Source organism: Roseiflexus castenholzii DSM 13941 (genome assembly GCF_000017805.1).
Taxonomy (GTDB): Bacteria; Chloroflexota; Chloroflexia; order Chloroflexales; family Roseiflexaceae; genus Roseiflexus; species Roseiflexus castenholzii.
The window spans coordinates 2,447,063-2,460,724 of the sequence record NC_009767.1; the positions used below are offsets into that span (position 1 = coordinate 2,447,063).

The 13,662-nt window shown below is 62.0% G+C and carries 12 protein-coding genes; 2 read left to right on the forward strand and 10 right to left on the reverse strand.

Annotated features, from left to right (window positions below):
• Positions 1 to 180 precede the first annotated feature (180 nt).
• On the forward strand, positions 181 to 1,617 hold the full coding sequence (locus tag RCAS_RS09760; RefSeq protein WP_012120417.1) for an ammonium transporter: 1,437 nt from the start codon (positions 181 to 183) through the stop codon (positions 1,615 to 1,617).
• Positions 1,618 to 2,059: 442 nt separating this feature from the next.
• A complete protein-coding gene (gltB, locus tag RCAS_RS09765) occupies positions 2,060 to 6,700 on the forward strand; it encodes a glutamate synthase large subunit (RefSeq protein ID WP_012120418.1) in 4,641 nt (1,546 codons plus the stop codon).
• 102 nt (positions 6,701 to 6,802) lie between these two features.
• Here the strand turns inward: gltB and RCAS_RS09770 are convergent, their stop codons facing one another.
• The 10 genes from RCAS_RS09770 to RCAS_RS09820 all read right to left on the reverse strand — a co-directional run bounded on the left by RCAS_RS09770 (position 6,803) and on the right by RCAS_RS09820 (position 13,661).
• Complete coding sequence (locus tag RCAS_RS09770) at positions 6,803 to 7,120, reverse strand: TolB-like translocation protein (RefSeq protein ID WP_012120419.1); 318 nt, start codon at positions 7,118 to 7,120, stop codon at positions 6,803 to 6,805.
• Positions 7,117 to 7,404, reverse strand: coding sequence for a hypothetical protein (locus tag RCAS_RS09775; RefSeq protein WP_041330533.1), 288 nt, complete (start codon positions 7,402 to 7,404; stop codon positions 7,117 to 7,119). Before RCAS_RS09775 ends, RCAS_RS09770 begins: the two co-directional genes overlap by 4 nt.
• Positions 7,405 to 7,608: 204 nt before the next feature.
• The gene (locus tag RCAS_RS09780) at positions 7,609 to 8,088 is read right to left on the reverse strand and encodes a hypothetical protein (protein ID WP_041330535.1); all 480 of its coding nucleotides are present in this window, start codon (positions 8,086 to 8,088) and stop codon (positions 7,609 to 7,611) included.
• A gap of 607 nt (positions 8,089 to 8,695) precedes the next feature.
• Complete coding sequence (locus tag RCAS_RS09790) at positions 8,696 to 8,953, reverse strand: hypothetical protein (protein ID WP_041330537.1); 258 nt, start codon at positions 8,951 to 8,953, stop codon at positions 8,696 to 8,698.
• 27 nt (positions 8,954 to 8,980) lie between these two features.
• Entirely contained in the window at positions 8,981 to 9,406 is a 426-nt protein-coding gene (locus tag RCAS_RS09795; protein ID WP_157042605.1) for a hypothetical protein, read from the reverse strand.
• A gap of 553 nt (positions 9,407 to 9,959) precedes the next feature.
• Positions 9,960 to 10,361 (reverse strand): hypothetical protein, encoded by a 402-nt coding sequence (locus tag RCAS_RS09805; RefSeq protein ID WP_012120425.1) that lies wholly within the window; start codon positions 10,359 to 10,361, stop codon positions 9,960 to 9,962.
• A gap of 151 nt (positions 10,362 to 10,512) precedes the next feature.
• Positions 10,513 to 10,989: a hypothetical protein gene (locus tag RCAS_RS09810; RefSeq protein ID WP_012120426.1), complete on the reverse strand. Its 477-nt coding sequence runs from the start codon at positions 10,987 to 10,989 to the stop codon at positions 10,513 to 10,515.
• 191 nt (positions 10,990 to 11,180) lie between these two features.
• Positions 11,181 to 11,900 carry a LuxR C-terminal-related transcriptional regulator gene (locus tag RCAS_RS09815; RefSeq protein ID WP_012120427.1) on the reverse strand — a complete coding sequence of 240 codons (720 nt, stop codon included), beginning with the start codon at positions 11,898 to 11,900 and terminating at the stop codon, positions 11,181 to 11,183.
• A 105-nt stretch (positions 11,901 to 12,005) separates the two neighbouring features.
• Positions 12,006 to 12,590, reverse strand: a complete 585-nt coding sequence (locus RCAS_RS25115; RefSeq protein ID WP_157042606.1) for a hypothetical protein — start codon at positions 12,588 to 12,590, stop codon at positions 12,006 to 12,008.
• A 180-nt stretch (positions 12,591 to 12,770) separates the two neighbouring features.
• Positions 12,771 to 13,661, reverse strand: coding sequence for a hypothetical protein (locus tag RCAS_RS09820; protein WP_012120429.1), 891 nt, complete (start codon positions 13,659 to 13,661; stop codon positions 12,771 to 12,773).
• Position 13,662: the final 1 nt, after the last annotated feature.

The window sequence follows — 13,662 nt, forward strand, 5'->3', positions numbered from 1 at the left end:
ATGAACTGGACGTAGCCTTCACGCCGTTTCTGTCGTACTCTTCAGCATATCGTAAGCCCACGCGCTCAATCCGGTGCAACGAAGCAGCATCCTGCGCCCGCGCGCGCCGCAGGATTATTTTGCGTTTTGCACCGGTGTGGCAGCGTGAGATACATCCATCACACAGGAGAAAGGGAAGGTATGGTCAGGCGACGAACAAAACTCATGCTCGGCATTGGCGCGCTTGCCGGTCTGTTGATCGGCACAACCGGCACCTCCTTTGCCCAGGAGATCGACCCCGCGATTGCGGAAATGGGCGTGGTCACCGACACTATGTGGCTGCTTGTTGCGGCGTTCCTGGTGTTCTTCATGCAGGCGGGCTTCGCGCTTGTCGAGGCGGGTTCCACCCAGTCCAAGAACATGATCAACATCATGTTCAAGAACTTGATGGACTTCTGCGTGGCTGCACTGGCGTTCTGGATGGTTGGCTGGGGGATCGCATATGGCGCCAGCGTTGGCGGTTTCTTTGGATCTGATCAGTTCTTCCTGGGCGATGTGCGCGAGGCAGGGAGTGTGCCGACGCTCGCGGTCTGGCTGTTCCAGGTGGTGTTCGCCGGTACTGCGGCGACGATCGTCTCCGGTGCGATGGCGGAACGCACGAAGTTCAGCGCCTATCTGATCTACAGCGTGGTTATCTCGGTGCTTATCTACCCGGTGGTGGTGCACTGGGTATGGAGCGGCGCCGGCTGGCTCAACGATTACGATCCGACAACCACAGGCGATTGGGGCTTTACCGATTTCGCCGGTTCGACCGTCGTTCATAGCGTCGGCGGTTGGGCGGCGTTAATGGGCGCCTGGCTTCTTGGTCCGCGCATGGGGCGCTATGGTCCCGATGGCAAACCGCGTGAGATTCCCGGTCATAGCGCGGCGCTTGCCGGTCTCGGCGTCTTCATCCTCTGGCTTGGTTGGTATGGTTTCAACCCCGGCAGCCAGCTGGCGTTCAAGTCGCAGGGCGATGCAGACGCGATTGCGCTGGTCGCGGTTACGACGACACTGGCGGCGGCAGCCGGCGCTGTGGGCGCAATGATTGCCAGTTGGCTCAAGAGCGGCAAGCCGGAACTCGGCGCGACGCTCAACGGTGTGCTCTCCGGTCTGGTGGCGATTACGGCAGGTTGTGCCTACATGCGCCCGCTCGATGCGGTCATCGTTGGGCTGGTCGCCGGTCCGCTCTATGTGATCTCAATGAAGTGGATGGAATCACTCAAGATCGATGATCCGGTCGGCGCGGTGCCGGTCCACCTGGTGAATGGCGTCTGGGGCACGCTGGCGGTCGGTCTGTTCGCAACGATTGAAGGCAACACCGGCACGGTCGGCTTGTTTGCCGGCGGCGGTCCGCAACTGTTGATCGCTCAGATCGTCGGTGTGCTGGCAATCGGCGCATGGTGTGCGTTGACGAGTTTCCTGCTCTTCTTTATCCTCAAGCGCACGATTGGGCTGCGTGTGTCGCCCGAAGAGGAGGAACTCGGTCTCGACATCGGCGAGCACGGGACGGTCGCTTACCCGGATATTCATAAGATGCCTGAGCCGGAGACGGTGCGCGCGATCACTGGCAAGCCGCTCTCCAGTGCGGCTGAGTGAGGAGCGCAGGAGCGCAGGTTTTTCACCACGGATTTGGGGCAGGTCTCAGACCTGCCCTCCCTAACCCATCAGACTCCGTCACCTCTGCTTTGAGGGGTCGTCTCCCGACCCCTGCATACCGTTGCGCCAACGGCTTGACAAATCGCCTCTGAGCCGTTATAGTAACCCTTAACCTGATTTTGCGGATTGCAGCGACGCCCGCAGCCTGCTCGATTGGAGAGTGTGTGCTGTGGGCGTTTGGCGTATCAGTCGCAGCAACGCCCCCGCTGTTGCTCGCGTTTTTCGCATCACCTGATCGCAGCACGCTTCTCGACGCAGCGGAATCACGCAGTAGTCAGGTCATCCCGCCAGACACAGCATCTGCAAACGGCAGTGTCGCTCCCCCGGGACAGTGGAGCGCTGTTTTGTGTACGCCACGTCAGGTAGCAAGGTGACAGACACAATGGATCAACTGAAGCAACCAGAGATGCGCGGACTGTACGACCCGCGTTTTGAACACGATGCATGTGGTATTGGGTTCGTTGCCCGCCTGAGCGGTGAACCGAGTCACACGATACTGGCGTATGCGCTGACCGCTGTCGGACGGATGGCGCACCGCGGCGGAGTGGCGGCTGATGGAAAGAGCGGCGATGGCGCCGGTGTGCTGACGCAGATTCCGCGCGCCTTCTTTGCTCGTGAACTGGCAATACGCGGTGTTCGTTACCCGGTCGAGGATCTTGCGGTTGGCATGTTTTTCTTGCCGCAGCACGAAGGGCATCGGAGTACAGCGCGCGGTATCGTGGAGCAGATTCTTGCCCAGTATGGCATGGCGCTGCTGGCGTGGCGTCCGGTTCCTGTCAACCTCGATGCGCTCGGCGACAGCGCGCGCGAGTCGTGCCCGGTGATCGAGCAAGCCCTGATTGCCCGCCCGCCACATAACCATACCGCGCCGAATGCCTATGAGCGCGCGCTCTACCTGGCGCGCCGCACGATTGAAGCCGAGGCGCGCGCGCATCGCCTGGAAGGGTTCTCCATTCCTTCGCTCTCAAGCCGGACGCTGGTCTACAAAGGGTTGCTGGTTGCGCCAGCATTGCCTGAGTTCTACGACGATTTGCACGATCCGCTGTATGAAACGGCGATTGCGCTCTATCATCAGCGCTATTCGACCAATACTTTCCCAACGTGGGAACGCGCCCAACCGTTCCGCATGCTGTCGCACAATGGCGAGATCAATACCTTGCGCGGCAACATTACCTGGATGCAGGCGCGCGAAGCGGAATGGCGCCGCGCTGCCGCTGCTGCACAGCAATCCAGGTTGATCGAAGCGTCGATTGATGGCGATCCGCTGGCAATGGCGCTCAGCGCTGCCATGATCGGTCCGGTTGTCGATACGAGCGGCAGCGACTCGGCAATGCTCGATAATGTGCTCGAATTGCTGGTGATGGGCGGGCGCGACATTCGCCATAGCCTGACGATGCTTGTTCCCGAAGCCTGGGAACGGGTACACGATATGGAACCGCCTCGACGCGCGTTCTATCAGTATCATGCCGGTATGATGGAACCATGGGACGGTCCGGCGGCGCTGGCGTTCTGCGACGGTCAGGTGGTCGGGTTGGCGCTCGACCGCAATGGGTTGCGCCCGGCGCGCTACCTGCTCACCGATGATGGTCTGGTGGTCTGTGGCTCGGAAGTCGGCGCAGTCTCTATCGATGAGTCGCGTGTCATCCGTAAAGGCAAGGTTGGTCCTGGTCAGATGATTGCCGCCGATCTGCGCGCGGGGCGCTTCGAGGAAAATGACGACATCCGCAGCGCGCTTGCAGCCCGGCAACCGTATGCCGAGTGGCTCAAGCGCCATATGCGCGTGCTGGCGCCGGCCGGTGCGCCGCGTGTCAGCGAACCGGACGAGCCGGAGAGCCGCTCTGCGCGCGAGAGTAAATCGGCGCTGCTCGGTGAGTTGCAGCGCGCTTTTGGCTACACCGCCGAGGAACTGGCGGTCGTGCTCAAGCCGATGTTGCGCGATGGGTTGGAGCCGGTCGGCTCTATGGGTGATGATACGCCAACCGCAGTGCTCGCCGATCGCCCGCGCCCGCTGTACAATTATTTCAAGCAGCGCTTTGCCGAAGTGACGAACCCGCCGATCGACCCGATCCGCGAGGAACTGGTGATGTCCCTCTCGTTCAGTCTTGGTCGGCGCGGGAACCTGTTGCTCGAGACGCCAGAACACGCGCACCTGCTGCGCCTTTCCAGCCCGGTGCTGAATAATGAGCACCTGGCGATGCTGCGCAATATCAGCGATCCGGCGTTCGCCACAGCAACGCTGGACGCGACGTTTGTGGCGGACGATGGCGTCCATGGGATGATTGCAGCGCTCGACCGTCTTTGTCGCGCGGCGGAAGAAGCAATTGCCGCCGATAAGGTCATTCTGATCATCAGTGATCGCGGCGTTGATGCGTATCGCGCGCCGATCCCGGCGCTTCTGGCGCTTGGTGCGGTGCATCAGCATCTCATCCGCACCGGTCTGCGCACGTCGGTGAGCCTGGTCGTCGAAAGCGGCGAACCGCGTGAGGTCCATCATCTGGCGTGTCTGGTCGGCATGGGCGCCGAGGCGGTCAATCCCTATCTGGCGCTCGCAACCGTGCGCGCGCTCGCCGTCGAACGCGATGAGGTGCGCGGCAAAGCCGCCGAAACGCCCGATCGCCGCGCCGCTGGCGAGCTGGCCGATGAAGCCGAGCAGAACTATATCCATGCTCTCGAAAAAGGGCTGCTCAAGGTGATGTCCAAGATGGGCATCTCGACCGTCGATAGTTACTGTGGCGCGCAGATATTTGAGGCGGTCGGTCTGGCAGATGAGGTGATCGAACGCTGTTTTGCGGGCGTGTCGTCCCATCTGGGCGGGCATAGCTTCCGTAAACTGGCTGCCGATGTGCTCGAACATCACGAGGCGGCGTTCTCCAATCGCCTGCCGGCGCTCGCCGGTCGCTCGTCGCTGCCACATCCGGGGTATTACAAGTTCAAAAAGGATGGTGAATATCACACCTTCTCGCCAGCCGTCGTCCATGCGCTGCAACGCGCTGCCAACGGCGGCAGTTATGCCGATTACCTGGCGTACAGCAAACTGGTGCATAACCGTCCGCCGGTCGAACTGCGCGATCTGCTCGACATTGTGCCGCTGCAACCGATCCCTGTCGATGAGGTGGAGCCGATCGAGGCAATTGTGCGTCGCTTCTCGACGGCTGCTATGTCGCATGGGTCGACGAGCATCGAAGCGCACGAAACACTGGCGATTGCGATGAACCGTCTTGGCGGCATGAGCAACTGTGGCGAAGGCGGCGAGGACCCGGAGCGCTACCGTGACGAACGTAACAGCACGATCAAACAGGTTGCGTCCGGTCGCTTCGGCGTGACCCCGGCGTACCTGGCGTCGGCGCTGGAATTGCAGATCAAGATGGCGCAGGGGTCCAAGCCGGGTGAAGGCGGTCAGATTCCGGGCATCAAGGTCTCGGAAGAGATTGCGCGTATCCGGCATACGACGCCGGGCGTGACGCTGATCTCGCCGCCGCCGCACCACGATATCTATAGCATCGAGGACCTGGCGCAACTGATCTATGACCTGAAGCAGGCGAATCCGCGCGCGGCAGTGTCGGTCAAACTGGTTGCCGAAGCGGGCGTGGGCACGATTGCCGCTGGCGTCGCCAAAGGCGGTGCGGATGTTATTCACATTTCCGGGCATTCGGGCGGCACCGGTGCGTCACCGCTGTCGTCGATCAAGAACGCCGGGATCAACTGGGAAATCGGGCTTGCCGAGACGCAACAGACCCTGGTGCTCAACGGGCTGCGCGGGCGGGTGCGGCTGCGCGTTGATGGCGGGTTCAAAACCGGGCGCGACGTCGTGTTGGCGGCATTGCTCGGCGCTGACGAGTTTTCGTTTGGCACGGCGGCGCTTGTTGCCGAAGGATGCGTCATGGCGCGCACATGTCACACGAACAACTGCCCGGTCGGTGTCGCCACACAGCGTTCTGATCTGCGCGCGAAGTTTCCCGGCAAGCCGGAGGATGTCGTCAATTTCTTCCGTCACGTGGCGCAGGAAGTGCGTGAAATCCTTGCATCGCTCGGCGCGCGTTCGCTCGACGATATTATCGGGCGCACCGACCTGCTGCGTCAGGTTCCACGTGGTCATCCCGGCGCGGATGCGCTCAATCTGGCGCCGCTGCTGGCGCGTTTTGACCGTCCTGGCGATCCGATCCGAAATGTGCAACCGTGGAACGGGCTGATCAATGTCGGTGCACTGAACCGGCGGTTGCTCGATGATGCGTCACGCGCGCTCGATTATCAGTTGCACGTGGAACTGCACTACCCGATCACCAATGTGGATCGCACGGTTGGCGCAACGCTTTCGGGCGAAATCGGGCGACGGTTCGGTGAGGCGGGTCTGCCGGAGGGGATGATTACGGTCAGTTTTCGCGGCAGCGCCGGGCAGAGTTTTGCCGCCTTCCTCGCGCCTGGCGTCCGCATGGTGATCGATGGCGAGTGCAACGACTACGTCGGCAAGGGGATGGCGGGCGGCGAGATCGTTGTGCGCCCGCTGCCACAGGCGCGCTACCCGTGGCACGAAAGCACAATCATCGGCAACACCTGTCTCTACGGCGCTACCGGAGGTACGCTCTTCGCCGCCGGTCGTGCCGGTGAACGTTTCGCCGTGCGCAACTCAGGCGCAGTGGCAGTCGTCGAGGGGGTCGGCGATCACGGGTGTGAGTATATGACCGGCGGCGTTGTGCTGGTCATTGGTCCCACCGGGCGCAACTTCGCAGCCGGCATGAGCGGCGGCATCGCCTACGTCTACGATGAGCATGGGACGTTTCCGTCGCGTTGTAACACTGAAATGGTGACGCTCAACATGCTCGACCCGGCGGACGAAGACAATGTGCGCGCGCTGCTGGTGCGCCACGTCGAACTGACCGGCAGCCCGCATGCGGCGTCGCTGCTGGAACGCTGGGAAGTGGCTCGCGGCGCCTTCTGGCGCATTCAACCGCGCGGTTTGGAGACGGTGCGGATGCCGAAGGCGCTCCTCCGTGTGCGCGAACGCACCCTCGGTGTGCATCGGTAGACATCGTTGCCTCTGCCGGTTGTCCCCTTATCCCTCCTGCCCCCTGCTCCCACACGGGGAGCAGGGGACGTCCATTCCGGTGGAAGCCCTATCGCGTCATCGCTACCCCACAACAATCGCCTGCGTCGGTAGATCGACACTCTCTGTCGCCCCGGTGGCGAGGTTGACCACGGTTGCACGGTTTTCTTCCATGTGCTGCATCACCAGCCATTGCCCGTCGGTGCGAAGGATGGCTTCAGCCGGGGCGGATGCTGTCACCTGCTCCACGGCGTCCGAGACGACATCCAGGCGCCACACGCCGAGCGAAGACGCTGGGTCATCGTAGAGATCGCCGGGGCGGAGGAGAAAGTGCAACGCACGACTGTCGGGCGACCAGGTCAACCCCCAGGCGTGGCCTGGCGCCTGCGGCGGCGTGATCACGCGCGGTTCGGCAGTCGAGGCGGACAGAAGCGCGCAGCGGCGTGCCTGGATTGTTCTTCGGGCGACAGATCAGGCATCGTGCGCTCGATTTCCACCAGGATGCGTCCACAGGAGTGTGTGATGAAGATATCCCACCATCGGCGCCACATTATCTCATTGAGTGATGAGACCGGTTGCTCCGCCTCCAGGTGAAACCCTTCGCACTCGCCGATATATCCCCAAAACTGGAGTTCGAGCGGAAAATCGCTTCCGATTCCCCACGATCCGGCGCCTGTTGGGTGCATCCATGACATCTTGTCAGAATCAGAACTCTTGATGTTGGAAATAATGTCGGAAACGTCGGAAGAGCCGCCGACGTGAACGTCCGCTTAATGTTGGAGCATATGGGGCAACCCGGTGTATGCGCTAAGCGCCACGAATTTCATAGACCAGACCCGAAACTTCGCATCGCGTATCGCGCCAGCAACGACTATTGTCGGCGCACCGCGTCACGCCATTGATGATGACCTGAAATGGCGCGCCGATGGATGGCAGCATTGGCGTAATCCGCAGCTGACGCAAGAACTGGCGCAGTTCGTCTGCGTCCCCGGCGTCGATGCGGTCGAACAGACCTCCGGGACCAACCACTCGTCTGGCGCGCTGAGCATCCGCCCAAACAGCGCCTGATCGCGCGTCTCCAAGTCTCGCGCGGCGGACCGCTCGGCATCGCTGGCGGAGGCGAGCGCGCGTTGGAGCGTGCCGCGATATTTCGATCTCGCGCAGATGGTCGCAAAGTCGAGCGCCCGCGCCAGTGTCAGAAGGGCGACCGTTGGCGCCCGTGCGCTGACGAGCCAGGGCAACGGGTCAATTCCATCGTCGAGCGCGAGCAGATCGGCAAAGAGCCGCTGCGCCAGGCGACCGCGCGGATGGGTGAGCGGCACACCCGGGCGCAGATGGCGGAGCGCCGCCAGCTGATCCCGCTGCCGCACATCAGCAGCCAGTGTGAGGGGTGTCGGTCGAGACTGGAGCGACGATCTCAGCCAGGGCTTATGGAGTTTGAGAACATAATCCGGTATCGCCCAATGGAGCCCGCGAAGGCGGGCTTCGCAACCGGAGCCTGCGGCTTCAGCTGCCGGGCGGGCGAGCGGATAGCGGGATCATTTTTCAAAAACCATCAGCCTGCAGCGAGACGTCGGTTTCTGACACTTCGGACCGCACTCGCTCCTTTCACAGCGCCGACGGCGCGCCGGTCGGGGTCACCGGCGCCAGTTGCTCGACGATCCGCAGCAGGTCGTCGCGGGTCAGCTGCGCATCGCCGGTCTGCACTGCGGACACGCGACTCGCGCCGGGCGCCGCTTCGCGCCACTGCACCTGCTGGGCGGGACAGTCATCGGTGGCGGACCACATGGCCCACGTGGCGGCGCGATGGCGCGGAGTGAGGTCCGCCGTCGGCGGCGCGCTATTCACCGCGCCGAGTGTGAAGAGGAGGCATATTCCCTGCTCATCAACGTAGGAGACGGCATAGTGAGGACCAGACGGCGCATCGGCGCTGGCGTGCCAGATCGCCGCTGCCGCCTGGCGGAAGCGCTCGGGCTGCTATACCGCCTGGGCATCGCCGGAGTCAACCGGAGTCGGCGCCTCCGGCGCGGGAACGGCTATCGGCGAGCGCTGCGGCGGGATGGCGGTCGGCGTGATCTGTCCGCCGGTTGATGTGGCAGGAATGACGGTAGCTGGTGAGAGCGTCGCCGGAGCAGCAGATAACGACGCTGCCGGTCGGTTGGTCGTCGCGCACGCGGTTCCGCTGATGAGGATGCTGACACTGATAAGGAAAGAGGTAAACAGTGACCGTTGCATAAGCGGGAACCTTTCTGCACCGCCCCTCTATGGCGTTACAGGGCGCAGCGACTCGCCGATGGCACGCAGTTCGTCACGGCTCAGCGGCTCGTAGGCGTTCACCGCCGAACCGGGCGCACCAAAGATCGTGACAGTGGTCCCATTCAGTACGACGACGAGCGTCCGGTTCCACCCCAGCATCTGGTTGTCGCCGCCCCTGACCGGCGTTTCATAGATCACCGCCGGGCGCCCCTGGATCACGATCGTGTCATCCACGTTCCGCGCTCCGTCCCAAAATGCGGCGTGTGTGGCGGGCGGCGGGCGGACGCTGGTATCCTGCATGACGACGATCTCGCGGGCGTCGTTCCAGAGGTAGCGGGAGATGACGGCATAGGGTGCATCCGCGCCCGGCTCCTGCACCGCGATGAGACGACCTTCGGGCGCCCACCCCTGAAAGGGTGCCCGTTCTAGCACGCGCGCCATCCCGTCGACGGGCTGTGAACGTTCTCGGACCACGATCTGGTGATAGAAGGCTACGACATCGTCGGCTGCGCTGAGGGCGGTCGCCGGTGCCGCAACGATCACGGCGAGCGCTGTCCACGCAGTGATGCGCCTGTGGCTCCGCCACCGGGCCGGTCGCAATTCCGGGATACAAGTATCCTGGGAAAGGACGTGTCATCACCTCCCGAATTTCCTGGCGACACCTCATTGTGTACCTCCTCATCCCTGGGAGGACACAAAGAGCGCGACAGCGTCCACGACAAGCACGCAGACCGCGCCTGCGAGGATTGCGGTGTTTGCAGCTGTCTACGCATCCTCTCGGATTCGGGTGATGCACGAAGCACAACCATCAAGACGAGCGCGAGCGGCGCTAAAAGAATGAGCGCTGCCGTCAGTTCCAGTGCGTGTGATGGAAACGTAAAGAGAGTGGCAATGATGGCGGTCTCGACGAGCAAGAACACGAGAGTGATTAACTTGCTCGCAGGCAGGTTGATGGCGACCATGCCTCTTCGCCTTCCCGATTTCGTCAGAACAAAGCATCCAGAGCGGGGACGTTGACCCAGCACATCCGACAGCGAAACCCATCTTCATCGGCGTCGCCGATCAGCACAACCCTGTCGCCCGGCTGAATGCGTTCTTTGACGGAAGCGGGCCAGACAATGCCCATCTTCCAGATCGCAGGCGCGTCAACCGGGACAGCGATAGTATCAACACCGACCTTCACGTCCAGCGTCTGATCAGTCACTGCAGCAACGACGCCCCGGTACACCGCGTTCGGTTTGGGCGGCGGATCGCCAGGTGCGTAGGAAAAGCCATGCGGCAGTTCCGTAATGTTCTGCCCCCTATGCTGCAACAATGCATGAGTTGCCGTTAACCCCGCTGCGCTGAGACCAACCAGCGAAGTGGTCAGGAACGTCCGGCGATTCATGATGGATGACCTCCAACAAAAGATCAGGGATCCTGGGAAGCGCATGCCGCGATGCAGAGCAGATAGCATACGAAATACGCTTCTGGCATTTCAGCCAGCGGAAGGCATGCAATAGCGCAGATGGTTCCGCAATTGGCGCCCATAGCAGACCTCAGATTGCTTCTCCCGACTCATGTGACAGATCACGCCCGAAAATCAGTCTGTCCAGCGGCTCGCCAGCGAGGGCGCGCTTCATGATTCTGATTTTCTGATCGACGGAAAATTGCGGAGCGTCTGCAGGAAGCAGCTGCGTTCCTTTGCGAATCGTCGTATATCCGTTCAGGAAGGTGATTTCCTGCTCCACAACGACTGCTTTCATGTCACCTTTGCGTTCGCCGCGTGAGGTTGTGGTTCTGATCCGCTGCGGAATCTGGTCGGGCGTCAGCGACGGCGGCACGCCCTGGGCAGTGATGTCAATGGTCGACTCCTGCCCGTCGGCGCTCGTATGCACGTCACCCATCGCGCTCCAGATCGTCTCCACCCCGTTCTGATACCGGCAACGCACCATCATGCGGAACTCATACCCATCGGCGCGATTGGTCTGCGTGTAATCGAGCAGCTCAAACCCGGCAACACGAGATGGCCACATCGCTTACCTCCTCCTTAGTCTACAGGCCATCCAGGATGCCCAGGCGTTCGGTTCGCTTGGAGAAACGAGCGATGGGCATCGGCAGTATGGCACGAATGATCGCATATTGGCATCAGTGTGCAACGCTGCCGAACAATCCTCAGTATACTATGCCCGGCCACAAGTGAACAAGTTACCGAGCACAACCATTGCTATGACGCTGGCGCGGACCACGCCAGCTTCCTCCTGGATCGCGCGCCGGAAGAGATGGCGCGTTGCGCGCGTGGCGCGACGCAGCAGCGAAAGGGGCAGGTCTGCGACATGTTCCTCCAGAGGCGGTCAGATGGATGCCCCGTGCGGCGCAGCCAGCAGTTCCCGCCGTCCCCAGGAGTACAGGATGGCGGCACTGCGTCCCGGCAGCCGCAGTTTGCGGTACACCTCCGTCCCAGGTTGGCGATGCGGCGCGCCGACAGGCGCAGGTCCTGCGCGATCTGTTGGTTGGTCCGTCCGTGGGCGATGGCGCGCAAGACCGCGCGCTCAGCAGGCGTCAGCGGCGAAGCGTGCGGCGGGGTCAGACGGGCGCGGCGACCGGCGGCCGCGTCGATCAGCGCGCGCTCGAGCGCCGGGAGACGGCACTGACTCGCCAGCAGGATCGCCGAGCGGAACTCCCACAGGTCGCCCCGGTACTCCGGGCAGGGGTTGTGCGTGACGACCACCACTTGACGGTGCGCCAGCGCTGCGGCGGGGAGCGTGCGCAGCGCATAGCCGAAGGGCGCGTCCAGCATTGCCAGCAGCGGCGCGTCGGGGTCGTGGCGCCAGCCGCGTTGTTGCAGCAAGGTGAGGAGCGCCTGTTGCAGGTCGGGGATGTCGCATCGGAGCACAACGTCCATTGCCGGCGTCGACGAAGGATAGACTGCGTCATGATGCCCCATAATGCGATGCTCTGTAGAGATGCATATAGCTCACGGGAGCAGATGCACTGCCGTGAGCAGGCTCCTTCTTCCTGATTGTGTCGTGCGATTTATGCTGCCTCCTGGCTAGCGTGTGAGTCGCCAGGACGACGTCTGATTGTCCATCACGCCCATCGAACCGCAATACGTGTTACAGTCAAGAACAGCGCCAGTCCATGCAGTATGTTCGTAATGATAGAAATGGTTGCATCCGCCAAAAGCCTGTGCTGATGAGACCCGATCATCCCAGCCCGGTTCCATTGATGGGTTTCCATAACTCGAGCCATCGCTACAACCGGGAGTATGTGAAGTAACGCGAATGATTGAGCCGCCTCCTCGGTTCGCCCCATCCCATTGAATGCCTATCACGGTATTGGAGGAAGTTGATAGCAGCATCTGTGTGATGTCCTCTGGTGAGGCGGTCGACGGCGCTTGCACTGCACCGCCTGTTGCGATGGCGAGCGCCTCAGCAAAGGTGGCGAAACACCCAAGGCTCACAGACTCAGATTGTGTTTGAGCCTCGTGAAGCGGGGCGACATGCACGACACAATGGTGCTGATTGCCAGGCGTCGGCGGCGCCGTCGATTGCGCGTATATGCCCGATGCCATAATCGTTGATGCTATCAAGGCGAGAGTGATGACAACTATCTTGATCGTCGGTCGTTTGAACATAGTTTCATCTCCTGTATGAGAACTTGTTGGATTGTGCGAACTTCCAGCGTAAACTGTTGTCCGGCGCGACTCAATCGCGCACATCGGGTCGCCGACAAGATAAGTGTTCAGCAACGCGACTCTCGCCGAAAACCCCGCAGCAGAGCCAGGTGCTCTGTTGCGGGGTATCACGACAGGTCTTTAGCGAAGCGACTCTGCCACCTGGAGCAGTTGCCCTTTATCAAGACCCAGTCCGTAGGCTGACAAGGTGTAGGTCAATCCATCCTCATGCCACGAGAGCCAGGCGGAATCGATCGAATCATCCCAGCGTAAGTCGCCAAGCGTTTCCTGAGGATCTCCCTGACCATCGCTCCGCCAGCCGCCTCGAACATACGTCGCTTCCTGCCCGTTCACCAGCACCGATTGGGCGCGCGAGCGAGGCAGCAGAAACGGGGCAACGTTCGGTCCAGACACAATTTCGAGGTTCATCTGCGCTGAAGCGGCGTCCGGTGCGCTGACAGACCGATAGGTGAGGAGCGCCGCAATCCTCAGTTCCGCAATCTGCGCGGATGTCGATACTGTCGTGCGATCCACTCGAACGCCTGCCAGTGATACGCCCTCGGGCAGCCAGGCTGGAGTACGAATAGAGAACGGAACCTGTTGTTGCGCTTCCGCGAGGCTGAGCAGCGACGGCGTTGGCGGAGCGGTTGGCTCGACGTGTGTCGTGGTAAGCGTGGATTGGCTCTGCATCGTATCAACGAACGCCAGCCCGAAGCGCTGAAGGATCGCAGCGACTGCGGCGTGCGTCACGGGTGCGCCGATCAATACTCCTATCAGCAGCACAACAATGGCCAGACCGATTAACCGGGGTGTCATAGACGCGGCGGCAAATCCTCCCGGTGAGACGCGGCGAGGCTGTGCAGAACGCTGGCAGCGCTCCGCCGCATGCACGCGGGCAAGCCGGGCGTGTATCGCTGGCCACGGATGCAGGTCATCCGGTATTGCCTGTGCTGCAATCTCCTCCAGGAGACGCCGAACAGGCTGTCGCCTGTCGATCACGGTATGTTCCACTGGACGCTGTCGCCTGTTCATC